This is a genomic window from Dyadobacter sp. CY343, from assembly GCF_021390335.1.
Lineage (GTDB): Bacteria > Bacteroidota > Bacteroidia > Cytophagales > Spirosomataceae > Dyadobacter.
In genome coordinates, this window is the sequence record NZ_JAJUXK010000005.1 from 61,159 (window position 1) to 87,241 (window position 26,083).

Consider the following 26,083-nt stretch of genomic DNA (forward strand, 5'->3'; position numbering starts at 1 on the left):
GATCTTTATAGTCGGAACGTTCCGATGGTAATTAAAATGTCGAGCAAAATCAAAATCAGCGCCGCGCCGAGGAAGTAATAGTACTTGTTACTAACCACCGTAATTGTCCTCGAATCAACGAGCGTACCTTCCGCAACATCAATATCATTCGTGAGCTTAGCCATTTCATTTTTGGAATTATTGAGCTCATAATAAGTGCCTCTGGTTGCGCTGGCCATCGTCTGCAGGAAGCTTTCGTCAAGCTGGCTGATCACGAGTTTGTCGTTATTGTCCATCAAAGGTTTCCCATCCTGCTGAATGCTGATCCCAACCTTCGTTCCAACTGCCACAGCGTAAAAGCCGATCCCGAATCTTCTTAGATTATTATAAAGCGTACTGCTGCATCCCGAGTTATTTTCGCCATCGCTAAAAAGTACCACCATCTTGGAGCGCCCGGTGGGGTCATTTGCACCGGTCAGCTTGTTGAATGCAAGCTCTACCGCAGCGCAAACATTGGTGCCGCTGGTTGGCAGCAGATCCGTTTGGAGTGACTGAATAAAAAGCTCCAATGCGGCTCTGTCGTAAGTGAGCGGCACGTGGATGAATGCATCATTTGAGAAAATAATGATCCCTATTCTGTTCGCGACTTCATTCTGCACAAATCTGTTGATTTCGTACTTCACCTTTTCCAGCCGCGAAGGCGTCACATCTGCCGCGTCCATCGATTTCGACAAATCCACTACCAGAAAAATATCTTTTCCTTTTGCCTTAATATCCCGTTCCGCCTCCCCGAACGAAGGTCCGAGCAGACTGACGATCAAAAGTGAGAAGGTAATACTTCTTAAAAAGAGCTTGATGATAAGTGTCCGAGCGGTGGTCTGTAACTGCCTTGCGACCCGCACGGTACGGATAATGTAGGCGGTGTAGAGAAAAATAAATAAAAAGACGAAAAAATATTCTGTGGTTCCAAATGGATAATTCCAGTTCATAATGAACGGCTTGGGTAATTAAAACTTTCGCCAAAAATAGGCATTTGCGGCTTCTGATAAAGTTTTTTTAGCCGAATGTTTGCTTTTCTGAAACGCAACCCTCTATATTTGCAACCCAGAACGGAAAGAAGGAGGGATGGGTGAGTGGCTGAAACCAGTAGTTTGCTAAACTGCCGTACTCGCAAGGGTACCGCGGGTTCGAATCCCGCTTCCTCTACACTCGATCTGGAAATGAAAATTAAGAAGACCGAAATCAAATAGATTAAGGTCAATACCGCGGGGAGTGGCGCAGCCCGGTAGCGCATCTGGTTTGGGACCAGAGGGTCGCAGGTTCGAATCCTGTCTCCCCGACAAAAGGCAGTCAAGCCGTATGCAGATACTGCTGACTGCCTTTGTTTTTTTGATAAGAAGGTCGAGAGCAACTGACTTGTAATCAGTAGCTGGTAGGTTTAAAGTTTTTGGTCCGGTAGCTCAGCTGGATAGAGCAGCTGCCTTCTAAGCAGCAGGTCATGTGTTCGAATCACATCCGGATCACGTTATTGTCAAGCACCTAGCTTTCGCTAGGTGCTTTTTTTATGTGTAAAACTGTGCTGGTCTCACTATTAAAACGCTGCAAAACATATATTTGTCATACTTATTTTAACCATTCTACTCTTCACGTTCCTATGAAAAACATTTTCCGATCCACTTATTTAATTGCCGTGTTAGTCATTGGTGGCTTCTTCGCAAGCTGCTCGCTGCAAGACCATGTGACTCCCGAGCCACTTAGAATAACAACAGATTCCGTTCGATATAATAATGGATGGAATTTCGGGGTCAGGGCTTACGAAATGGCAGACTTGCCTGTGACCGAACACGGAATATTGTACCTCGCATTTTTTCGTGCATCCAACGACCATGACTATGTGCCCCGTATTGAACATGGTGGGAGGATCAAATTTGACGGTCCACTCGTTCCCGGGGCCAATAAATCCTTATACACAGGCGACGCATTCGCCGGGCGTTACTTCTACTTTTACCGCGCCTATGCGATCCTGAGCGATGGTTCAGTGGTTTATGGTGATATTAAAAACTATACTTTCTAGGTACGCATCAGAGGTGTTTATGAGATAAATGATACCTGCCGATGGATAATTCTGTCTATTGTTAATGCGCTGATTTGGAGAATATGCATTACAATTAAAGGGATAACTACAATCAGGTCTATCATTTATCTCTAAATATCCTGTAATGATGAATCATTTTGCCGAGTGGCGAGACACAGTAATTGAGAAAGTAGCGGAACTGAAACGGACCGACAAGAAATTCAGATTTTTTGGTGCTAGAAAACACAGATACACTTTCGATGCGCCAATCTCCATAGCAGAGGCTGAGCAATTTGAACACACTTATGCAATACAGCTTCCTGCCGAATACAAATACTTCATCACACAAATCGGGAACGGCGGGGCTGGTCCCTATTATGGCGTAAGGCCACTGCAAGACTTTCAGGCACATTATGTGCATCACGAAGTGGAATTGCCTGCGATGGATCTCCACAAACCCTTTCCAGCGCATTATTGGCTTAACGAAAACGAAACCCGCATCACAAAAGAAATCGTACAACAAAGCGTTTTCGGCACGATGAGCATCTGTGAGGAGGGCGATGGCTACAACCATTTGCTGGTCGTCGCGGGTGACGAAAAAGGCTATATCTGGTTCGACGGCTCAGTAACCGATCAAGGTATGATCCCCTTTTCAATGCCTGAAAAAGAGCGATTTACCTTTTTCGACTGGTATGAGAGCTGGTTAAATATGGCTTTCGACGAGCTGTTTTAAACATCAGGGACTTTATCTGCGGACTTAATCCCCAGATATAGCATTCGTAGGTGAAGGCAGTTGACCCGGTTGTCACATCGGTGCCGTTAAATCAAGGAGCCCAACCTTAAAAAAGCTCAATACCTTTTTGACCTGCAAAGGGCACAGAATTCGATGCGATCGATTTGCATTTCAATCAGAAAATTAAAAATCAAATCAAGATGAAAAGATCCATTTTAATTCTATCGACACTCGGGGCAGTTATCGCAGCTTGCAAAGAGCAGGAAATCAAAAGGGAGGATTCTCCTTTCATCACTGTGACCTCACCAGCCCGTAACCAGTCTGTTGATGACACTTCAACCATCTTCATTAAGGCCACAATTGAGCCGAAAAATACATCGGTAATTAGATACCATGTGTGGCTTAACAATCAACAGAAAAAATCAATTTTGATGGAAAGAAGGGAATGCGACTGCAAAGGCAAGGATACGGTGCATGTGGAGGAATCATTTAAATATGACACCAACAAAACAGCGGAGCTTCTCCTCCACGTAGACGCAACGCTGGAAGATGGTACCGAAATCCGCGAAGAGGTTCCATTCAAACTAGTGGACGTAAAAAAGTAAAGTCTTCACCAGCCTCCATTGCAAGACAATCTTTCTATGCTTCGTTAAGGCAGTTCTAATCGAACAACCTTATCATTCACCGTCGCATCCAGCGGGATTACTTATTCCATTCGGACGACCGGATCTAGTTGACTCCGACTTGTCTGAGGTTGGAAAATTGTGTCCTGCTGATGCGCTAATACAAGAAAGCCATGAAATTAATAGCCATTATTTTGTGCTGCCTGATCCCATTTTCAGTTTCCGGGCAGCAACGTATAACAATAAGCGGAGTAGTTAAGGAAAAGGGAAGCCAGGAGTTACTTGCCGGTGTAAACGTTTACATTCCAGGTACTTCAACAGGTATAGCGACCAACAACTACGGTTTCTACTCGCTAACCTTGCCCGCTGCCGATTCGGTAACCATTTCCTGCTCGCTCGTGGGTTATGAAACAATTCAACAAACCGTCAGCGCGCGGAACAACACCCAATTGAATATCCTCTTACCCTCCGTCCGACAATTAGAAGAAGTAATTGTTTCCGCCCGCAGGCAGGAAGAAAATGTGAGCGGGTCCGTACAAATGAGTAGCCTCGAAATCCCTATTGAACAGATCAAAAAAATGCCCGCGCTTTTCGGTGAAAAGGATGTAATAAAAGGACTACAACTCATGCCGGGCGTTCAAAAGGGTTCGGAGGGGCAGACCGGGCTGTATGTTCGGGGAGGCGGACCTGATCAGAATCTGATTATCCTCGATGACGCCGTCGTATACAACGCGAGTCACCTTTTTGGCTTTTTCTCCGTATTCAACAGCGACGCGATCAGGAATGTCGAGCTGACCAAAGGCGGCTTTCCCGCACGTTATGGCGGCCGGCTTTCTTCTGTCGTGGAATTGAATATGAAGGAGGGAAGTAAGGATAAAATGCACGGAGAAGGTGGAATAGGACTAATTGCTTCGAGATTCACGTTGGAAGGACCTTTGTCCAAAGGCAAATCGTCTTTTTTGATTTCAGGAAGGAGGACTTATATAGATGTACTCGCTGCACCTTTTCTCGGAAAGCCGCAGAAACCCGGGCAAAGCAAAGTGCGGCCCGGCTATTATTTCTACGATCTGAATGCCAAGATTAACTACGATCTGGGTCCAAAAGACAAGCTGTATCTGAGCGGGTACCTTGGACAGGATAAATTTTACATCAAAGAAAAGCGTGACGATTTTCAGATGAGAGCGGGTCTGGATTGGGGCAATGCAACCGCCACAATGCGCTGGAACCATATTCTAAATTCGAAGCTATTTGTGAATACTTCCCTCGTCTTTACGAATTTCAATTTCGCGACAACAAGCTACACGAAGGAATCTTTCGATAAAGAGCAGAAACCGACGGAATCGAACATGCGCTACGATTCACACATCAGGGATTTTAGTTTAAAAGTTGATTTCGACTACTACCCGACAGCTTCCCATTCGATCAAATTCGGTGGGCAGGCCACATTGCATAGATCTGTTCCCTCCGCCATTGCGATAGAAGGTTTTAACAGTGAGCAAGCAATAAATCCCGTTGAAAAACCAGTTCGTTCGCTGGAATCGGCAGTTTATGTAGAAGATACCTGGCAGCCTTTTGATGCATTGAAAATGGATCTCGGTTTTCGGCTAAGCCATTTTCAATCGGAGAAGAAAAGTTATATCAATCCCGAGCCACGCTTTTCAGCGGCTTTGAAACTGGCGCCTGACTTCTCAGCCAAGGTTTCGTATGCCAGAATGAACCAATACGTTCACTTGCTTTCAAATACCGGAATGGGGCTTCCCACCGATTTGTGGGTGACCAGCACGGATCAGATCGCTCCGCAGCAGTCAAGTCAAATCGCCTTCGGATTTGCCAAAGATCTGCCGAGCCGCGGGCTCACGTTTACATTAGAGGGTTTCTACAAAAATATGGACAACATCCTCAGCTATAAGGAAGGCGCGACTTTCCTGGGGATCAGCGGGGAAAATGCCAATGATGTCAGGTGGCAGGATAATGTCACGGTGGGAAACGGCTGGTCTTATGGATCAGAATTTCTTTTGCAGAAAAAGAGAGGAAAACTCTCAGGTTGGATCGGCTACACGCTTTCGTGGATCTACTGGAAATTTCCTGAGCTGAATAACGGGCAAATATTTCATCCCAGGTATGATCGCCGCCACGATCTATCCCTTGTAGGTATTTATGAATTTAATAAGCGTGTGTCGCTGTCTGCGAACTGGGTTTACGGGACCGGAAATGCACTTACGATCCCCGCTGCCACTTATGATGCTATCGATAATAGCTTTTTCAGCAGCTACAATCCCGATGAACATTTCCTGAACAGCACAAAAGGCGGCTACCGGGTTACGGAATATAAAGGGAAGAATGACTTTCGGGCAGAAGCATTTCACCGGATGGATCTTGCAGTACAGTTTCACAAAAAGAAAAGGCGCTATGAACGCACCTGGGAGATCAGCGTATACAATGTCTACAATCGGAAAAACGTCTTTTTCTACGACATTTCACAGGATCTGCTGCCAGGCGGAGAGCGGAAAACTTACCTCAATAAGTATTCGCTGTTTCCGGTCATTCCTTCTGTAAGTTATAACTTTAAATTCTAAGCCATGAACACACTAAAATCGATTTTCAGCATTGTTCTGCTATCCATTTGTCTGGCATCCTGCGAGTCGCTGGTAACCGACATTCCGCCGTTGAAGCTTCCGCAGATTGAATCAAAGCTGGTGGTAAACTCAATCATTTCGCCGCAGCTGCCATTTATTAATGTAATAGTCTCCGAATCAGCACCGATGTTCAACGGTTCAGAGGCGGTTGAAAAAAGTCTGGATAATGCAAAGGTGCTCCTTTCCGACGGGATCAATGAAATGCAGATTCCATACGATTCGGCAAACAAAATATACAGTCTCCCACAGTCCAAGTTTCCTATTGTAGCTTCGAAGAAATATGTACTTACTGTTTCGGATGGCAAGCGAAATGTATCCGCCGAATGCGTTGTTCCGGGCAAAGTACCGGTCATTAAATCGTATGCATTTGACACATTGCTGATTTTTAGCTCTATATATCAAAATATCGACCCCCTTAATAAGGACTCAGCCATTACTTTGAATATAGCCTGGCAGGATATTCCCTCAGACACCAACTATTACAAAGTGCATGCGCTTATTGATTTTGACTACAACGTTGCGGCACCAAAATCAAGTGAGGTATTTGTTGAGAAAAGGATTGTCGTACAACATAAATTCAATTGGAGGTGGCGAACGGAGAAAAATGAAATTTTGAGTGACAACCAGTTGGATGGCGCAATACTTAACTCGCCGGTCGGAAAAGTTGATTTACCGCAGCAAAGTGAACAAAAAAATAAGGACGGAACGAAGGTTATAGTTTACCCCAATACCAAAATCAAGCAGGTGCTGATGAGCGTATTGAATATTGATATCAATTACTATAAATATCAACGCTCGCTGGAAATCAGGAATAGTTCGGATAACCCTTTTGCGGAGCCTACACTGGTCTACACAAATGTAAAAGGCGGGTTAGGCTGCTTCGGCGCTTATAATGCTGCACAAATCAAAATTAAAGACCCAGAGTAAAGTCCAACCCGCCTTCCCTGACAACTACTTGACCAAATCGACAACCGTAACCACGCTCCGCGCAGGAACTGTGACAGCTGATCCGCTACCCGGCTTACTGCCGGGTTGCAGGTCAGCGGAGGCGGAGGTAGTGTAGGTTTTGCGTTTCGTAGGCTCGTTTCGGGAGATGTTTAGTTCAATTTCGGCGGGAGCCGAGTCAGAGTTGATGATCACGGTTACCAGTTTGTTGTCCGCGTTTTTATAAGAAGAAATCAGCAACTTTTCATTTTCAGAAATACCGGAAACATCGACCCGCATTGCGCCTGGACGGATAAACTGGCTGTAATTGCCTAGTGCCCAAAGCATTTTGGATGATTTGTATTCACCGTCATTCTTGTTTTTATCAATATAAATTAACCCGTCCTTGTAATCGTAAGGCGAGATCGCAATCCACCAGTGCCAGGCAGTTGCATTGGCATTAACGAGGTCATTATGAATCACTTTGGCAATATAAAGTCCGGGATCAATGCCCAGATCTTTACCTCCGCCCTTGATCTCACCCTCATTATCTCCCAAAATACAATACTCCGACATCCAGTATTGCAGGCCGGGAACAGTTTTCAATGCAGCCGAAACCTGCTGCCTCTTAAGTACCGCGTTTTTGTAAGTAGAAGTGGTAAAATAGCTGTGACCCGAAATTACAGGAATTACATTGGATAGGTTACCCACATACTCCGCTGAGCTTTTATCAAAAAAAGCCTTAATCTGATCTCCGCGCCCCGGTTTGTTACTTTGAGAATATAAATAGTCGATCTGCCCGGCTTCGGCGATGTTGATTTTGGTTGAAAGGTTTTTGCTTAAAAGCGCCTTGCTGAGCGACCTGGTAATACCCGCGATTTCATTGTTATAAAACGGCGTACCTTCCTGGCCGCCGTCGCTCCAATCCCATTGCGGCTCGTTAACAGGACTGATATAATCGAACAGAATGCCCGTTTTCTTCTGAATCCCGGCAACTACGTCCGACATGAACCCGGCAAACTGCTCATATTTTCCGGCAGAAAGGTTCGACTTTCCATGATCCGCATAGCCTTTTTTATTGTTCGTAAACTGAACCGGCGGACTGTTAGGAAACGCAAGAAAGCTACTGACACCACGCGTTTTGGCCGCATTCAGAAACCAGACTTGCCCCGATTGTTTCTCCCAGTTATAGGTGCCGTCACTATTCAGAAATGATTCCGCACGCCGCCATTCGTCTTTGATACCGCTATTTTCGCCTTGCTCGGCAGTTCCCGCGCCGATATTAAAGCGCCACATCGAAAGTCCGATCCCTTTCAACCGCCCGTCAGCCAGTGTATCCTGACTGAAAAGCAGATCGGCAATACCATTTTTCTTTGCATCCGGCCATTTACCGACGAACTGCGCAGACCACGCGTCAGACGCGCCGAAATGTGAAATGGTTTGGTATGTTTTCGAAGGATCGATTGTAATTTTTATAGCCGCACGCGTATCCGGCACATTTTGGGTGGCGGGCTCGCTGCCTGCGCAGGCGGACAAAGAGGAGAGAAGACTGAGAGAAGAAAGTAGCTTACGATATTTATGCATCGCTATCCGTTTTGGTATTTAGGTAAAATAAAAAAGCCGCCTCTCCGGTTAGAAAAGGCGGCTTTGAAAGAATTAATATCCTGGATTTTGTTCCAGCTTATTGTTCGAAGCCTGGATTTCCGCCCGTGGGATCGGCAGCCAGTATTGCTTTTCGGCAAAGCTCTTACCGGTCAGCGCTTCTTTTTTGGTATAGGTAAATGCATTGCCGGCCTTCCCGATCTCAATACCGTAGGCGGGTACATTCTCGGTTCTATCGGCGATTTTCCACCTCCGTACATCGTAATAGCGGTGCTCTTCAAATGCAAGTTCAATGCGTCTTTCGTTTCTTATTTTTTCACGCATTTGGGCCTGTGTCAATCCTGTTTTCAACGCTGGCATCGCTACGCCGGTACGCTGACGGACTGCATTTATAGCCGCATAAACCGATGCATCGGGGCCGACAGCCTCATTCTGAGCCTCTGCGTAACTTAGCAAAATCTCCGCATATCTGAAATAGATCCACGTTTGCGTTCCGGCAATATCCCACGGATTATCGATCGGCAGCGCGTCGTTCATGAATTTTTTCAGGTAATAGCCCGTCTTCGAGGTATTCCAGTTGGAAGGACCGTCTTTGCTATCCTTGCCACCAGGCGTAAAAGTTTCGATCGTGCTGCCACGGTAAGGTGCGCCATTGTACAGGATCGTTTCGTAAAACCGTGGGTCCCTGTTTTTGTAAGGCTGGGTAGGATCATAGCTCGTTCCGGTCTCCGTGATCTTGGTACCGTCCATCATTTCATAGTCATCGACCAGATTTTGGACAGGCACATTGCCGCCCCACGCATTGTAGCTATTCGGGCCGTTCGCAATTTCCAAAGTCACGTGGCGTGCTCCCTGGGCATAAATCCGGCTGAAAATGATCTCAGGATTGTCATTTGTCAGGAACAAATTACGGTAACCACCCGTGTAAAGGGTGTATTTGTTCAGATCCATCACCGATTTTGCTGCCGCCGCCGCCTGCTGCCAGGTAGCTGCATTGTACAATGGGCTAGCCCCGTAAAGCAGTAACCTCGCTTTTAAAGCCATTGCTGCACCTTTCGTAGCTCTGCCCAATTTCCAGTTATTGTCATTGGAAGCCGGAAGCAATGCAGCCGCTTCGTCCAGCTGGGCTACGGCGTAATCAATTGCCGTTTTAATGTCCGAGCGCTGAAAAAGTTCGTCGGCAGTAAGATCGTCGCTGATCTCGTAAACTTTATCTCCCAACAAAACCACTTTACCATAATTCCTGATCAGATCATGGTAGCGGAATGCGCGGATAAACTGCATTTCGCCTCTCAGCCTGCTCTTTTTACCCTCACTCATCGGCACCTTATCTACATTCGCCAATGCATAATTGATCTCGCGAATGCTCCTGTAACTTCTTCCCCAGAAAGTACCCGCAATACCCGTATTCTCAGGAGCGATCTGCCCCCGCTGGATAAGCCATGTATTATCGTCATTGTTATAAATCGACTCGTCGGTAAGTGACGACCACATGGCGTATTCAAATCCGCGGCCAAAACCCGGGTTGGTACCTTCGGCTTCTTTGTCGGTTAGCCGCGTTCCCATATACCGGTTCAGGATGTAGGATTCAAAAAGCACTGAATCTGACAATATCGACGCATCCGAAACCCGGTCGGTAGGTACCACGTCCAGGAAATTCTCCTGGCAGCTCGTCAATACCGATCCCATCGAGACCATCAATGCTGCGACGGCGAGCGTGGTTATATTTTTTATTCGTTTCATATTCAATATTTTACAATTAAAACTTAATGTTCACGCCCAGGTTCAGGATTCTTTGTTGCGGATAAAATTGTCCGCTCTGGTTGTTTCCTTCGGGATCATAATCCTTCACGCCAGTGATTGTAAACAGGTTGAAAGCGCTCGCATAAACGCGCAACGTTGAAATTTTGAATTTGGATAAAGTCTCTTTCGGAAGCGTATAACCAAATTCAACGTTTTTCAACCGCAGAAAAGAAGCATTGTTCAGCCAGAAGTCGTTTTTGTAAAGACCGCCGTTCACTGAGGAAGACGAGCGTGTATCCACTCTTGGAAAGCTTCCTTCAGGATTGGTCGGGCTCCACCGGTTGTCAGCCCAGCTGCTGTAAAAGTTTCCGACCTGGCCAGATTCCGGCAATACATATTGGCTCACCATACCTTGTCCGGCAAACACCACAGCAAGATCAAATGCTTTGTAGCCGGCGTTGAATACAACACCATAAGTCAGCAAAGGGACATTTCCATAATCTGAACGTATCTGGTCATCGGCCGTGATCGCTCCGTCCTGATTGTAATCTTCCAGGATCAGGTCACCGAGCTGCGCGTCTTTCAGGTGGGGATATTTGTCAAGATCAGCCTGGCTGCGGAAAATTCCGAGTGTCCGGTAATACAAGTCGCGGTACAATGCGCCGCCTGTTTGACGCTGATAATCAAGTACGCCCGGTGCTTCGTCGATAAACACTACCTTGCTTTTGGCATAAGTAACATTACCCGAAATGTTGTATCTGAATGTTCCTGCATGATTATAACCCAGTGTTGCTTCAAAACCGTTGCTATTCACTTTTCCAAGGTTTTCGTCCGGCACCAAAGGTGTATTGTCATCCGTTTTATGCGGGTTTACAATACCAGAAGTATTTGGGATAGAAGCGTTTCTGGCTGCAAGGATATCCGATCTTTTCTGACTGAAATAGATCACTTCCAGGTTGAAGTTTTTCAAGAACACTGCATTCAAACCAATATCCATTTTCCGGGAAGTTTCCCAGGTGATGTTCGGGTTCGCCAATTTGGTCAGGTCGATACCTGGCGTGATCACATTTGCGCCCGTAACATATTGGTTTACAAATGAGTAATTATTATAATACTGGAATTGACCCACATTATCATTACCCAGCGAACCATAAGAAGCGCGGATTTTCAGATCATCGATAAAGCCGACGCTGCTTTTAAACCAGTCTTCCTGTGAAATACGGTAACCCGCTGAAACAGAAGGGAAGAAACCAAATTGCTTGCCTTTCGGGAATACAGAAGATCCGTCGATCCGTGCCTGTACTTCGGCCAGGTATTTTTCGTCGAAATCATAGGCAAGCCGGCCGATAAAGCTTTTTCTGGTGAAGTTGTAGCTCTTTCCGGAGTTGTTCCTGTCCGTTGCAGCCGCACCTCCCTGTGAAAGTTCGGGTGTAGAAGCTGTCGGGAAGTTGATCCGCGACGCGCCGAAAGTGATTTCGTTGCGCTTGTTCTGCTCGTAAGCGACGAACGTATTCACATTATGCTTGCCAAAACTGCGCAGGTAGCTCAACCGGATATTCTGCGTAATGTTGGTGATATTGACCTGGGTCTGATTAAGCGAAGCCGCTCCTGCTGAACCACCGGTAACTACGCGGCTATAGACATCATTTGCGCCGTCGTAGTTGTAAAGCGTGTACGGAATGGCAAAAGTCTTAGTAAAATTGAAAGACTTATCAGCCGAATAGAAACCGTCCACAGACAAACCTTCTACAAAAGGCATATTGTAACTAGCCCGCACAATTCCGTTGAAAACAGAAGTCGGGTTGCTGGTAGTACCGCCCATATCCGTTCCCAAAACCACTGGATTACTGTTTTCAACCCCGGTCGAATAATATCCGTTTGGATATCTCGCGATCACGGTCGGGTAGGCGCGGTAAATGGAGCGGAATGTGTTGCCTGCCGAAGAAACCGGGAACTGCCGGTTTTCCTGGCGACCTGATAATGAAAGGCTTACTTTGAAATCTTTGGTAACATTTGCGTCGATATTCGAGCGGAAATTGTACTGCTTGTACTTGGTAGCGCCGTTTTTATACAATGCATCCTGGTAGATCGTACCCAGCGAAACGTAGTATTTTACATTATCAGTACCACCATTAATACCCAGATTATGCTGGTTTTGCGGAGCGAAATTTTTCAAAGTCTCGCGCTGCCAATCCGTATTAGGATAATTTAAAGGATCAGAACCGTTTCTGAATTTCTCGATTTCCTCGGCTGTATAAAACTGGTTCATACCGCCCGCAGGGTTGTTATAGTAATCGATCTCGTTCAAAATCGTCGCATAAGTAGGCGAATCGGCCAATTTGGGCAGGCGGGTAGGGGATGAAAAACCCTGGTTGAAACTATATGAGATCACCGGCTTTCCAGTAGTACCTCTTTTAGTTGTTACCAGAATTACCCCGTTCGCAGCGCGGCTACCGTAAACTGCCGCAGAAGCGTCTTTCAGGATTGAAATGCTCTCAATATCGTTAGGATCAAGACGTTCCAATCCGCCAACCTGGCCAGGAATGCCGTCCACAACGATCAAAACGTCGTTATTACCCGTCGAAGCAAAGCCGCGGATCGTGTAGCTGGAACCATCATAACCCGGCTCACCGCCCCGGTTGTTGGCTACAAAACCGGAAAACCGGCCAGCCAGCGAGTTGGAAAGGTTAGGCTGCGGACTTTTTACAATATCAGCTCCTTTAACCTCTGAAACAGAACCGGTTAAAGTCGCTTTCTTTTGAGTACCATAACCAACAACCACGATCTCGTCGAGCGTTTTGTCATTGTTCAGCAGTTTCACATCGATCTGGCTTTTGTTTGCGATCGGAATTTCCTGCGCCACGTAACCAATGTACGTGTATACAAGTGTTCCGCTGGCGTCGGCCACGTCGAGCGAATATTTACCGTCAACATCGGTGGTGGTTCCCGTGGAAGTGCCTTTCAATATGACACTGGCACCCGGCAAACTCTCCCCGTTTTCGGCGGTAACGGTCCCTTTAACATTAAAAGACTGACCGAAACTCAAAGAGGAAAGCGTCACGAACAGGAATGCGAAAAATCCGTTTTTCCACACCGCTGCAACTTTCGAAATGCGCAGCTCGTGAAAAACGGACCTTTGATGAAAAGTTTTTTTCATACAGAAATGGTTGAAAATGATAATAATTGGGTCTTAAATCAAGCGGCCGACTTTTATAAATCGAACAATCAAAAGTAGGATTATTTGAATGCTTGGGACGGGGGACATTCTCACATTAAAAAGGGGGTAATTCAATAAAAAGGGCGAGATCCGGTAAGAATCGCGCCCTTTTATTATGGAATATTATTATGGTGTAAACTAATTGTCCAATTTGTTCTGAAAAATCCCTTTGTCTACCTGGAAATTCTCGTGGAACGGGCGGCGGAATTTTTTGACATATTCCGAAGGCTTCATTCCGAAAAGTTTATAAAAATTCTCCCTGAAATACTTGATATCATTGATCCCGACCTGGTACGCAACTTCCGAAATTGTGATGTCGGTGGTGATCAGGATCTGCGCCGCGCGACGGAGGCGTATGAAACGGATAAAGCTGTTGGTCGACTGCCCCGAGATGGATTTGATCCGGTTGTACAGCGTCGAGTGGCTCATCCCTATCTCGGCCGCCAGTACCTTGATTGTAAAGCCCGGGTCGGTCAGGTGGCTCTCCACAATTTGAATGCAGTTTTTAAGGAAATCCTTGTATTCGGAAGAAATTTTGAAATCGTTGGCCTGCAAAGTGATCTCGTTGTAAAAGTAACGTTGCAGATCGTTTCGATTTTTGAGGATAGCGGTCACGCGGGCAACCAGTAATTCCTGGTCGAACGGTTTGCTGATATAATCGTCCGCGCCGCCTTCAATGCCTTGCAGCCGCACCTGCTGGGACGTACTCGCCGTGAGCAATATCACCGGAATGTGGCTTACCGACAGGTCGGATTTGATCAGGCGGCACATTTCGATGCCGCTCATTCCGCTCATCATTACATCGCAAATGATAATATCGGGAATATGCTTCCGCGCAAGCACAATGCCTTCTTCTGCGTTATCTGCCTGCAAAAGTTTAAATTTATCCTTGAAAATCTGACCTATATATTGCCGGATATCTGCGTCGTCGTCCACGATCAGCATCGTTTTTTCACCCGAACTCAGTTCGTCGACCACGATTTGCTGCCGGGATTTCACAGCCGGCGCGGGAACCGTATAGTTGCCCGAGAGTTCTTCCAGGAATACCGAGCTTCCGGCGGCTACACCTTCGGGTTCAAATTCGGGTACCAGCAGCGGGTGATTTTTGGGTAGTTTAATATTAAAAACAGTCCCTTTATCCAGAACAGATTCGTAGGTCAGTTCACCGAAATGGCTCTCTATGAACGTTTTAGTCAGGAAAAGACCAATGCCGAATCCGCCTTTCGAAGCGGAGCGGCCGCTTTTGAACTGGTGGAATACCTTGAAGATCTGTTCACTAGCTTCCGGCGGAATACCCGGCCCCGAGTCTTTTACCAAAATCTGAACTTCATCCTCATTATCAGTCAGTTCCAAACTCACTTTTCCATTTTGAGGAGTAAATTTCAGTGCATTCGAAACCAGATTGAACAATGCGATTTCAAGCTTTTCCCGGTCGCAGTTCAGGAACAACTCTTCATTTTTACACAAAAACGCATACGTAATATGCTTTTCCTCAGCTTGGTGAATGAAACATTGAAATACTTCGAAGGCTAATTCGCGCAGATTGTAAGTAGCCAGTTTCAATTTATCCGCTTTCAAGTCCGCTTTTCTGAATAGCAGTAGCTGGTCTACCAGGCTCAGCAGCCGTTTTGCATTGCGGTATACAATTTCCAAATTCCCTTCGGACTGTCGCCCCTGATCTTTCAAAAGTGCCCGCACGGGGTTGATAATCAGCGTCAGAGGTGTTCTGAACTCGTGAGAAATATTGGTAAAGAATTGCAGCTTTTTCTCATTCAGCTCTTTTTCCTTTTGCGTTTCCATGTGCGCGAGTTGGATCTCATATTTCAGCTTGGCTTGGCGCAGTTTGTAAAGCTGGTAGGAGTAGATAAGTGCCACAACAGCGCCTATATACAGCAGATATGCCCACCACGTCTGGTACCAGGGTGGCAGAATGTGGATTTCAAGTTCAGCCGCATTCTCGAACCAGATCGCATCCTGATTCGCCGCTTTCACCTTAAAATGGTAAGTACCCGCCGGGAGATAACGGTAAGTCGCCGAACGCTCATTTTCGACGTAGTTCCAGCGTTCATCCAGACCTTCCAGTTTATAGGCAAAACTGTTGCGTTCGGGAAAGGAATAATTCAGGGAAGTATATTGGATTGAAAAAACAGATTGCTTGGGCTGCAAAACGATCTTATTCTGGTCGGCCAGACTGCGTGACAGGATCGTATTTCCGTCAATCTCAGCGCCAACTTCTACATTGGTATCAAACAGCTGCAAGCCCGTGATCATCACTTTGGGCCGGTAGGGGGAAGGTTTTATCAGTTTTGGGTAAAACAAACTCCAACCCTCCGTGCCGCCAAAACACATGATCCCGGTCTTGGGATCATATAAAGCGGAATTGGGATTGAACTGCCCCGCTTGCAAACCATTGCTCTGATCGTAGTTTTTTATCTTGTTATGAATGAGGTCAATACTCGAAATACCTTCATTCGTACTAAGCCATATCTTATCGGGAGTTTCAGCCAGGATCGCATTGATCACGTCGTTGGGTAAACCGTTTTTCTCATGATATCGCCGCGTTGTTTTCTTCACGGTATCGTACATCAGCAGGCCATTTCCCTCCGAGCCGATCCAGAGCCTTTGTTTCGCATCAAACAATAAGGAAAAAACAATGTGATTTGACAGGAAATCGGGCTTTTTCGGATCATTGAAAAAAGAAGTGAACTGGCCGGAAGCTACATCGAGATAATTTAGCCCGCCTCCGTAAGTACCGATCCACAGATTGCCTTTTTGATCTTCCGCAATCGCCCGCACATCATTTGAATTGATACTGCTGTTGGACGGAATGTAGTTCTTGAATTTTTCGGTTTTTCGGTCAAAACGTGCGAGCCCGCCTCCGTTAGTACCGATCCAGATGTTTCTTTTCGAATCCTCGAAAATCACACGCACATCATTTCGCCCCAGACTCTGCGGGTCATTGGACCGGTTTGAATAGTTCTGGAAAGAGTCAGTTTCGCGGTTATAAAGAAAAAGTCCCTTCGAATAGGAGCCGAACCAGAGGTTATTGTCCCGGTCGCCAAGCGCGGCGATAATCGCTCCGTCAGTAAGGCTGCCGGGCTTCCCGTCGACCGCATAATGTTTGATCAACTCACCTGTATTTTTGGTTTTATAAATGCCGTCACCGTCGCTCCCGAGCCAGAGATCACCATTTTCGTCCGCGCACATTCCGTAATATCGCAGGTAACTTTCGGCGCGGTAATCCCTGATCTTTTTCTCAAAATTCCTGAATTTCTCCGCAATGCTGCTGATCAGATAAATGCCTTCGCCGTAGGTGCCGAGCCAGGTATTCGCGTCCCTGTCGACATAAATAGCCTGAACCGATCGCTGCGTAATGCCCTCATTCTGCGCATTCGCTACCTTTTCAAATGTAAATTCCGCCGGGTTGCGACCTTTAAACTTTGCCAGGTCAATACTGTAAATACCGCCATCCTGCACGCCAACCAACAATTTCTGTTGCCGGTTTTCGCGAAGGGAAAGGTAAATCTCACTTTGCCGGAGATTGGGGATGCGCAGGTTGTAAAACTTACCGTCGCTGCGTGTGTAAACGATAAGTCCGCTCGCCGATGCGATCCAGACATTATGAAGATGATCTTCGAAAATCTGGTTGATACGCGTTTTGGGAATGCTGCTCAGGTCGATTCTGGCTTTTGTCAGCCTACGATTTCTACCCACCTGAAACACATCAACGCCCGATTCCCGCGAGCCGAGCCACAGCAAACCGTGCGAATCTTCGAAGGTATTTAATATAGAATTTGTCCGGAGATCGGGTAGGGTACTTTGATTGTAATAGGTAAATTGTGCCGTTTTTTTGTTGAAAAGAGCGATTCCTGCGCCATTAAGCGAGAGCCAGAGGTTTCCGTCGCGCGCCTGTGCAATATCACTGACGTCACTCGGCAAACCGTTTTTGGCCGGTCGGGGTGCGTGGCGGCGAAAAGCCTCTTTTTCGGCTAGATATTCATTGATACCATTGCGCGAGGTTGTCCAGATCCCGCCGTCGCGATCGCGGAAAACGGCTTTGATATAGTTGCCCGAAATGCTTTGAGGATCGTTCGGGTCGTGTTTGAATACTTTAAATGAAGTTCCGTCGAAGCGGTTGAGCCCGTCGCCGGTACCGAACCACATCAGACCGGTGGTATCCTGTACAATGCTGTTGACGATTCCGAAAGAAAGACCTTCTTTGAGCGAATAGCGAAGAATGCGGCCGGTTTCGGCTGCGCGAACGATATGGCAGGTCAGTAAGAGGAACAATATGCCCGCTCTCATCCATAATAGCCAAAATCCCCGCAAGCCAATCCTTTCGCACATATCTTCCAATTTTTTAATCACAACAAAAAAAATTGTGAATTAAAACAACAAAAGCCCAGATTTCTCTGAGCTTTTGCGGTCTGGACGGGACTCGAACCCGCGACCCCATGCGTGACAGGCATGTATTCTAACCAACTGAACTACCAAACCGTAATTTATTTTCCAGTGCTTTTCTGAAAAACGTGGTGCAAAACTAGTATTAATATTCTCCTTCGCAAGCATTTTTCATCCAAATTTCACTGCTTTTTTATAAGGTGCTGACATTCAAATGCTCCCGATGGAAGTCAGAATGCGTTTTTCGCTGTCTGTCCAGGTTATTGACCGGCACCCGGCATAAAATTTGTGAGCGGCAGCGATATTCAACAATTCAGCCGGCTATGACCAAGATAGGATACCACGCTTCACACGAACAATTTTCACCATCTGAATTACTGCGATTTGCAAAAATGGCCGAGGAAAGCGGTTTTCGGGCCGCCATGAGTTCCGACCATTTGAATCCATGGAGCCGCGAACAGGGACATTCCGGGCATTGCTGGTCGTGGCTGGGTGCGGCGCTTCAAGCTACGCACAGCATTCCATTCGGTTCGCTCAGTATTCCGGGCGGCTGGCGTTTTCATCCCGTTGTGGTGGCACACGCAGCGGCTACACTGGCACAGATGTCGCCCAACCGTTTTCAGTGGATCGCACTGGGAAGTGGCGAGGCGCTGAATGAAACGGTGGTATCGCCGGTTTGGCCTGATAAAAAAGAAAGAAATGAGCGGATTAAAGAGGCTGCTGATATTATCCGGGCATTGTGGCGCGGCGAAACGGTGACCAGCAAGGAAGGGTACCATTATACCGACGAGGCTAAAATATGGTCGCTGCCCGAAACGCCGCCGCAGATATTTGGTGCTGCGCTTACTACCCAAACCGCACACTGGATGGGCTCCTGGGCGGACGGATTGGTGACTGTTAACAAGTCCGTCGATGTATTGAAGCAGGTCATGCAGGCTTTCAACGAAGGCGGCGGGGCCGACAAACCTAAATATGTTCAGGTCCATATCAGCTGGGCGGACACGATGGATATTGCGCGGCAAAACGCTTTTGAACAATGGCGGGTTAATACACTAGCCCCTGAAAAATGCGCGAATTTCCGCAAGGTTGCCGATTTTGAAAATGCTACCAACGATATGAAGCCCTCGGATATGGACGAGCACCTGCTGATTTCCGAGAAAGCAGAAGTTTATATCGACTATTTACAGCGCCTTTCCGATCTCGGTTTCGATGGAATATTCGTACATAATGTGGGCCGCAACCAAGCAGAGTATATTGAGTTTTTTGGTAAAAATGTACTTCCCAAGTTAGCAGGAACCGCTATTGACCGGTAGGCAGAATGGCCGGTGACACCCATTTAACGTTACCGTTAAATAAGTCACCGGCTTTTATATAGCTGACTATAAATAAGATATGATCCAACGGGTTTAAATTAGACTACTGATCCATCCTTTTTTTGAATTTTTTTACTAGTACAGGTTTGAATGCTTGTTATCGGAAAGGATATTTTGAGAATTTTGCGCCAGTGTCACCCCTTCTTTAAAAAGCCCCATGAGTATACTCTACATCGATCATGAAGTTAATAATCTAAATTCCTTCAAGGCGGCATTCCGACGCGACGCGCAGATATTTCTTGCCGATTCAACCGTTGAGGGTTTTCGTATCCTGGAAGAAGAGGAAATTGATGTCATGTTTGCCGATCATCAAATGCCTGAAATGACGGGGCTCGAGTTTCTCCGGCTAGCCTCGGTCAAATACCCTTCCAGTGTGCGTGTGCTGATGACTGGCAATGCCTACACCGACGAAATTATGCTCGCAGCCAGTAAAGGGTACTTTCACAGATATATCAATAAGCCCTGGGACGAGCAGGAGCTGCGCCACCTCTTCATACAGCCTGTGCAATAATCGGCGTTTTTTACTCGCCGATAAAAAATTGCCAAAGCAACATTTGGCAAAAAAATATATTCATTACATTGTGAAGCCTTTCCTGTACAAAATTATCCTTCATCTTTACCCGGAAAGGCCGAACTTTATCAAATGAAACGAAGAGATTTCATGCAGATGTCCGGAATGGGAATCGGCGCTATGATGCTGCCCCAGATACCGGTTACAGGCAGCTCTATCAATGAACTGCAACTCCTTGAACCCTGGATCGACGCTGCTGCGAAGAAGAAACTGACCGAAGTGGCGCTCAATGCGGCGAAAAGTAAGGGAGCTTCCTATACTGACGTTCGGATTGGAAGGTACCTGCAACAATATCTGTTCACGCGTGAAAAGCAGGTGCAGAATATCGTCAATGCAGAATCGTACGGGATCGGGATCCGCGTGATTGCAAATGGTACCTGGGGGTTTTCGGCCACCAGCGACGTTACCCCTGATGGAATCGCCAAATGCGCCGAAACGGCCGTGGCGATTGCAAAAGCCAATTCTAAATTTCAGAAAGAACCCGTTGAACTTGCGCTTCAAAAAGGAGTAGGGGACAAAACGTGGAAAACGCCCATTGTCAAAAATGCCTTTGAAATTCCGAGCCGGGAGAAAATCGATCTGTTGATGAATGTGAATGGGAAAGCGATGGAAAATGGCGCCAGTTTCGTAACCTCCAATCTCTTTTTCGTCAACGAGCAAAAGTACTTCGCTTCCTCAGACGGTTCATTTATAGACCAGGATATTCACCGGATCTGGCCGACTTTCACGGTAACTGTGACAGATAAAGCCGCCGGGAAATTCAAAACCCGCGACGCGATCAGCTCGCCGATGGGAATGGGCTACGAATACCTCGACGGAATTGCGTCAGAAAAAATCGCCGGGCCAAATGGGTTGGTGGGCTATCGCAATTCGTACGATATGGTGGAAGATGCGATCGTCGCAGCGAAACAGGCAAAGGAAAAAATGACTGCTAAGTCAGTACAGGCTGGCAAATACGATCTCGTTTTAGACCCAAATCACCTCGGACTGACCATTCACGAATCGGTAGGTCACCCGACCGAGCTGGACCGTGTGCTGGGCTATGAAGCCAATTACGCCGGGACAAGCTTTGCAACGCTGGATAAATGGCAATCGAAAAATTTCGCTTACGGAAGCAAGCTGGTCAATATAGTAGCGGATAAAACGCAGGCGCACACGCTTGGCGCGGTCGGCTTCGACGATGAAGGTGTGCCTTGCAAAGAGTGGGATATTATCAAAGACGGTATCCTGGTGAATTACCAGGCGATCCGCGATCAGGCAAAAATAATAGGAGAAAAAGAGTCGCACGGATGCTGCTATGCGGATAACTGGTCTTCGGTACAGTTCCAGCGCATGCCGAATATCTCCCTGAAACCCGGCACTGAAAAGCGGAGTGTGATGGATATGATCAAAGGTGTGGAAAAGGGGATTTACATCATTGGCAGAGGTTCATATTCCATTGACCAGCAGCGTTATAACTTCCAGTTTGGAGGTCAGGTTTTTTACGAGATTAAAAATGGCGAACTCGCCGGAATGCTCGACGATGTCGCTTATCAATCCAATACCCAGGAATTCTGGAACTCCTGCACCCAGCTCTGCGACAAAGACGATTACCGCACCTTCGGCTCATTTTTCGACGGAAAAGGACAACCCGGCCAGGTAAGCGCAGTCTCCCACGGCAGCTCCACAACACGGTTTGACGGGGTGAATGTGATTAATACGGGGAGGAAGATATAGAGGGAGGAAGGAGGAAAGGGAGGAAGGAGGAAGGTACCCCCAACCCCCTGGGAGGGGGCTAACGGAAAATGCAAAAGCCCCCTCCCAGGGGGTTGGGGGTGAACCCAGCAAGTTGATTTTTTCTACAATCTGCCAACGCTATTAATTATGGCTATTTTATCAAGAGAAGAAGCAAAGAAAATTATAGATAAGGTCCTGGCGTTTTCGAAGGCTGACGAGGTCAGTGTCGGGCTGTCGGGTGATAGGACGGGGAATATAAGGTATGCTAGGAATTCGGTTTCTACGAGTGGGGAAACTTCGGATCTTTCACTTTCGGTGACTTCTGTTTACGGGAAAAAATCGGGCACGGCTACCATCAACGAGTTTGACGATGCGTCGCTGGAAAAAACGGTGCGTCGTGCCGAGGAGATAGCGAAACTGGCACCCGATAATCCTGAATATGTGCCGATGCTGGGCGCCCAGCAATATGCAGAAGGCAAAGCATTTGCGCAAAGCACAGCTGACATTAACCCGGAATACCGCGCCCAGGCCGCATTCAACAGCATTGATCCATGCGTGAAAAAGAACCTGACGGCGGCTGGCTACATGGAAGATAGCGCGGGTTTTTCAGCAATAGGAAATAATAAGGGCCTTTTTGGATACAACAAAAGTACGTCGGTAGACTTTTCAATCACTGTCCGAACAGCTGATGGAAAAGGGTCGGGTTACGTAACCCGCGATTTCAATGATGCTTCCAAACTAAATACCTCGGCGGCTACCGAGATCGCGATGCAGAAAGCGCTGGCCTCTGCCAATACCAAAGCATTGGAGCCGGGGAAATACACGGTAATCTTAGAGCCCACCGCCGCGGCTGACCTGCTGCTCAATATGATGCGCAGTATGGACGCGCGAAGTGCAGACGAGGGAAGAAGTTTTTTAGGTAAAAAAGGAGGCGGAACCCGGCTGGGCGAAAAGCTTTTCGACGAACGCATTACCATTTACTCTGACCCAATGAATGCCGAAATTCCTGGCGCACCTTACAGCTTCGACGGAAGGCCGCAGGAAAAGGTGGTTTGGATTGACAAAGGAGTTGTGAAAAATATGTCATATTCCCGTTTCTGGGCTGAGAAACAAGGTGTTAAAGCCACCCCGCCGGCAGGAGGTTTTATTTTCGAAGGTGGAAACGAATCGATTGCGGATTTGATAAAAGGAACAGAAAAAGGCATTCTGGTAACCCGGTTCTGGTATATCCGGGCTGTGGATCCGCAAACTTTGCTATATACCGGTCTCACCCGCGACGGGACATTTTATATCGAAAACGGGCAGATCAAATATCCGGTCAAAAACTTCCGCTTTAATGAAAGTCCGGTGATTATGCTGAACAATGTAGAGGCGATCGGAAAGCCGGTGCGCGCGAGTGGAAGCCTCGTACCTCCGCTGAAAATCAGGGACTTTACATTTACAAGCTTGTCCGACGCAGTGTAGAATTGCATTCATGAGTCACTATTAGCAAACAATACATACCTTGAAAAGACGAGATTTCATTCAAATGGCTGGGTTAGGGACCGGAGCGTTCATGTTACCCGGCCTGGCAATGGGCAGAAACGTATCCCCGGAAGCATTTCTGGAACCGGGCGCCGACGTGGCTGTCAAGAAAAGGCTGGCCGACGCGGCACTGAATGCGGCTAAATCGAAAGGCGCTTCTTATGCCGATGTCCGCATTGGCCGGTACCTCAATCAATATGTGGTGACGCGGGAAGATAAAGTCCAGAATATCGTCAATACGGAATCTTACGGGGTAGGTGTGCGCGTGATCGCTAATGGTTGCTGGGGTTTTGCGGCGGTAGTGGATGTGAACAACGAAGCGCAAATGGCAAAAGCGGCCGAAGATGCCGTCGCAATCGCGAAAGCCAATTCCAGACTGATGAAAGAACCCGTTCAGCTCGCTCCGCAGAAGGGTTTTGGTGAAGTAAGCTGGAAAGCGCCCATCAAGAAAAACGGTTTTGAGGTACCTATTAAAGAAAAGGTAGATCTGCTGCTGTCTGTGAACGACGCGGCGATGAAAAATGGCGCCAATTATGTGAATTCGGTGCTTTTTTTAGTAAACGAACAAAAATATTTTGCGTCTACGGACGGATCTTATATTGATCAGGACGTCCACAGGATCTGGCCGATATTCAATATCACAAGCATTGACCCGAAAAGTGGAAAATTTGAGACCAGGAATGCGCTAAGTTCCCCAATGGGAATGGGTTACGACTATCTGCAGTCCAACCCAGCCGACAAAGTAACTGGCATTACAACCCGTTATAATATGGGTTATGATATGCTGGAAGATGCCACCGCGGCGGCAAAACAGGCCAAGGAAAAACTGACGGCCAAGTCGGTTGAGGCGGGCAAATATGATTTGATTCTCGATCCCTCACATTTGTGGCTGACCATTCACGAATCGGTTGGTCACCCGCTGGAACTGGATCGCGTACTCGGCTACGAGGCCAATTTTGCAGGTACTTCCTTCGCGACGCTCGACAAATGGCAATCCAAAAACTTCCAATACGGCAGCAAGCAGGTTAACCTGATCGCCGACAAATTGCAGGTAGGTTCACTGGGTGCGGTAGGTTGGGATGATGAGGGTGTAAATACTAAGAAATGGGATCTGGTGAAGGATGGCGTGCTCGTCAATTATCAGGCTATCCGCGATCAGGCGCATATAATTGGTGAAAAAGAATCGCACGGCTGCTGCTATGCAGATAGCTGGAGTTCTGTCCAATTCCAAAGAATGCCGAACGTTTCGCTCGCAGCCGGAAAAGCGCCACTGTCGGTGGATGAAATGATTAAAGATGTCAAAAAAGGCATTTATATCATTGGTGACGGATCGTTTTCGATCGATCAGCAGCGTTATAATTTCCAGTTCGGCGGTCAGCTTTTTTACGAAATTAAGGATGGTAAAATCGTCGGGATGCTGAAAGATGTGGCTTATCAGTCCAATACGCAGGAATTCTGGAATTCCTGTGTGCAGGTTTGTGATGAAAAGGATTATCGTTTGGGAGGCTCTTTCTTTGATGGAAAAGGCCAGCCGTCGCAGTCCAGCGCGGTTTCGCACGGAAGTTCGACAGCGCGTTTCAATGGAGTCAATGTGATCAATACTGCCAGAAAAATATAACCGTTTCAGCCATGTCAATCATTTTATCGGAATCAGAAGCAAAGGCATTATTGCAAAAAGTGCTGAGTTACTCCAAAGCGGATGAATGCGAAGTGAATATTCTCGGGGAGGAAAGGGGCAACATTCGCTACGCAAGAAACGAAGTGTCCACCAGCGGCTCGCTGATCAACCAGAATTTATCCGTACAATCCGCATTTGGTAAGAAAGTTGGGGTTGCCACAATCGACGAATTCAGCGACGAATCCCTGCAAAAAGTAGTGAGAAGATCCGAAGAGCTCGCGCAGCTGGCTCCTGAAAATCCGGAATATATCAGTGTACTCGAACCGCAGACTTATCAGAAAAGTCAGGGGTATTTTGAATCAACCGCCGCGATCAATGCAAATTTCCGGGCCAGTGCGGTAGGTAACAGCCTCGATATCACCCGCTCTGAAAACCTGACGGCAGCCGGTTTCCTGGATAATCAGAAAGGTTATTCCGCGATGATGAATTCGAAAGGATTATTTGCCTATTACCCAAGTACCGGCGTCAATTTTTCACTCACTGTCAGAACACCTGACGGAACAGGCTCGGGTTATGTAGCAAGAGGTTATAGTGATGCAAAAAAGCTGGACACAACTGCTGCGACTAAAATTGCAGTACAAAAATCGAAAGGCTCGGTGGGCGCAAAGGCTTTGGAGCCAGGCAAATACACGGTAATCCTGGAACCGACGGCGGCTGCCGTTTTATTGGAGAATATCTTTTTCAATTTCGATGCGAGAAGTGCTGACGAAGGCAGGTCGTTTCTGAGCAAGCCCGGCGGCAAGACCAAACTGAACGAAAAGATCGTCGACGAAAGGGTTAATATCTATTCCGATCCATCGCATCCGGATTTGCCCGGTTCACCGTGGTCGGGCGAGGGGTTACCTATTAACAAGATGAACTGGATCGAGAAGGGAGTGGTCAAAAATATGGTCTATTCGCGCTATTGGGCGCAAAAGAACAATGTAAAGCCCGTTCCTTTTCCGAGCAATGTAATTATGGAAGGCGGCACGGCTACGATGGAGGAAATGATCAAATCGACGAAGCAAGGTATTCTGGTTACAAAGCTCTGGTATATTCGTGAAGTGGACCCGCAAACTTTACTGTTGACAGGACTTACCCGCGACGGTACCTTTTATATTGAAAACGGGGTGATCAAACATCCGGTCAAGAACTTCCGTTTTAATGAAAGTCCTGTGATCATGCTGAACAACCTGGAAACCCTGGGCAAAGCAGAACGGGTGGTGAGTACCGAATCCGAGCGGAACTACCTGATACCACCTATGAAGATCAGGGAATTTACATTTTCATCACTTTCGGACGCGGTTTAA

General features: G+C 47.1%; 16 protein-coding genes and 4 tRNA genes. 14 read left to right on the top strand and 6 right to left on the bottom strand.

The window, feature by feature from the left end:
* Positions 1-5: 5 nt before the first annotated feature.
* Entirely contained in the window at positions 6-968 is a 963-nt protein-coding gene (locus tag LZG94_RS17955) for a VWA domain-containing protein (RefSeq protein WP_233793187.1), read from the bottom strand.
* A 130-nt stretch (positions 969-1,098) separates the two neighbouring features.
* Between LZG94_RS17955 and LZG94_RS17960 the strand changes: the two genes are divergently transcribed.
* From LZG94_RS17960 to LZG94_RS17995, 8 genes are all read left to right on the top strand, one after another.
* Positions 1,099-1,185, top strand: a tRNA-Ser gene (locus LZG94_RS17960).
* Between the two features lie 60 nt (positions 1,186-1,245).
* Positions 1,246-1,319 (top strand) — tRNA-Pro (locus LZG94_RS17965).
* A gap of 109 nt (positions 1,320-1,428) precedes the next feature.
* Positions 1,429-1,502: transfer RNA gene (locus tag LZG94_RS17970), tRNA-Arg, on the top strand.
* 131 nt (positions 1,503-1,633) lie between these two features.
* A complete protein-coding gene (locus tag LZG94_RS17975; protein ID WP_233793188.1) occupies positions 1,634-2,053 on the top strand; it encodes a hypothetical protein in 420 nt (139 codons plus the stop codon).
* Between the two features lie 145 nt (positions 2,054-2,198).
* Entirely contained in the window at positions 2,199-2,786 is a 588-nt protein-coding gene (locus LZG94_RS17980) for an SMI1/KNR4 family protein (RefSeq protein WP_233793189.1), read from the top strand.
* A gap of 200 nt (positions 2,787-2,986) precedes the next feature.
* Positions 2,987-3,391 carry a hypothetical protein gene (locus LZG94_RS17985; RefSeq protein ID WP_233793190.1) on the top strand — a complete coding sequence of 135 codons (405 nt, stop codon included), beginning with the start codon at positions 2,987-2,989 and terminating at the stop codon, positions 3,389-3,391.
* A 191-nt stretch (positions 3,392-3,582) separates the two neighbouring features.
* A complete protein-coding gene (locus LZG94_RS17990) occupies positions 3,583-5,985 on the top strand; it encodes a TonB-dependent receptor (RefSeq protein ID WP_233793191.1) in 2,403 nt (800 codons plus the stop codon).
* 3 nt (positions 5,986-5,988) lie between these two features.
* Positions 5,989-6,972: a DUF4249 domain-containing protein gene (locus tag LZG94_RS17995; RefSeq protein ID WP_233793192.1), complete on the top strand. Its 984-nt coding sequence runs from the start codon at positions 5,989-5,991 to the stop codon at positions 6,970-6,972.
* Between the two features lie 24 nt (positions 6,973-6,996).
* Here LZG94_RS17995 and LZG94_RS18000 read toward each other — a convergent pair whose 3' ends face one another.
* From LZG94_RS18000 to LZG94_RS18020, 5 genes are all read right to left on the bottom strand, one after another.
* Entirely contained in the window at positions 6,997-8,553 is a 1,557-nt protein-coding gene (locus tag LZG94_RS18000; protein ID WP_233793193.1) for a glycoside hydrolase family 30 protein, read from the bottom strand.
* A gap of 72 nt (positions 8,554-8,625) precedes the next feature.
* Entirely contained in the window at positions 8,626-10,314 is a 1,689-nt protein-coding gene (locus tag LZG94_RS18005) for a RagB/SusD family nutrient uptake outer membrane protein (RefSeq protein ID WP_233793194.1), read from the bottom strand.
* Between the two features lie 16 nt (positions 10,315-10,330).
* The gene (locus tag LZG94_RS18010) at positions 10,331-13,471 is read right to left on the bottom strand and encodes a TonB-dependent receptor (RefSeq protein ID WP_233793195.1); all 3,141 of its coding nucleotides are present in this window, start codon (positions 13,469-13,471) and stop codon (positions 10,331-10,333) included.
* Positions 13,472-13,669: 198 nt separating this feature from the next.
* The gene (locus tag LZG94_RS18015; RefSeq protein WP_233793196.1) at positions 13,670-17,878 is read right to left on the bottom strand and encodes a two-component regulator propeller domain-containing protein; all 4,209 of its coding nucleotides are present in this window, start codon (positions 17,876-17,878) and stop codon (positions 13,670-13,672) included.
* A gap of 76 nt (positions 17,879-17,954) precedes the next feature.
* Positions 17,955-18,028, bottom strand: a tRNA-Asp gene (locus LZG94_RS18020).
* Between the two features lie 227 nt (positions 18,029-18,255).
* Between LZG94_RS18020 and LZG94_RS18025 the strand changes: the two genes are divergently transcribed.
* The 6 genes from LZG94_RS18025 to LZG94_RS18050 all read left to right on the top strand — a co-directional run bounded on the left by LZG94_RS18025 (position 18,256) and on the right by LZG94_RS18050 (position 26,083).
* The gene (locus LZG94_RS18025) at positions 18,256-19,245 is read left to right on the top strand and encodes a TIGR03885 family FMN-dependent LLM class oxidoreductase (protein WP_233793197.1); all 990 of its coding nucleotides are present in this window, start codon (positions 18,256-18,258) and stop codon (positions 19,243-19,245) included.
* A 217-nt stretch (positions 19,246-19,462) separates the two neighbouring features.
* The gene (locus tag LZG94_RS18030) at positions 19,463-19,816 is read left to right on the top strand and encodes a response regulator (protein WP_233793198.1); all 354 of its coding nucleotides are present in this window, start codon (positions 19,463-19,465) and stop codon (positions 19,814-19,816) included.
* A 132-nt stretch (positions 19,817-19,948) separates the two neighbouring features.
* Positions 19,949-21,592, top strand: coding sequence for a TldD/PmbA family protein (locus tag LZG94_RS18035; protein WP_233793199.1), 1,644 nt, complete (start codon positions 19,949-19,951; stop codon positions 21,590-21,592).
* Positions 21,593-21,739: 147 nt separating this feature from the next.
* The gene (locus tag LZG94_RS18040) at positions 21,740-23,056 is read left to right on the top strand and encodes a TldD/PmbA family protein (RefSeq protein ID WP_233793200.1); all 1,317 of its coding nucleotides are present in this window, start codon (positions 21,740-21,742) and stop codon (positions 23,054-23,056) included.
* A gap of 40 nt (positions 23,057-23,096) precedes the next feature.
* A complete protein-coding gene (locus tag LZG94_RS18045) occupies positions 23,097-24,734 on the top strand; it encodes a TldD/PmbA family protein (RefSeq protein WP_233793201.1) in 1,638 nt (545 codons plus the stop codon).
* 11 nt (positions 24,735-24,745) lie between these two features.
* On the top strand, positions 24,746-26,083 hold the full coding sequence (locus tag LZG94_RS18050) for a TldD/PmbA family protein (protein ID WP_233793202.1): 1,338 nt from the start codon (positions 24,746-24,748) through the stop codon (positions 26,081-26,083).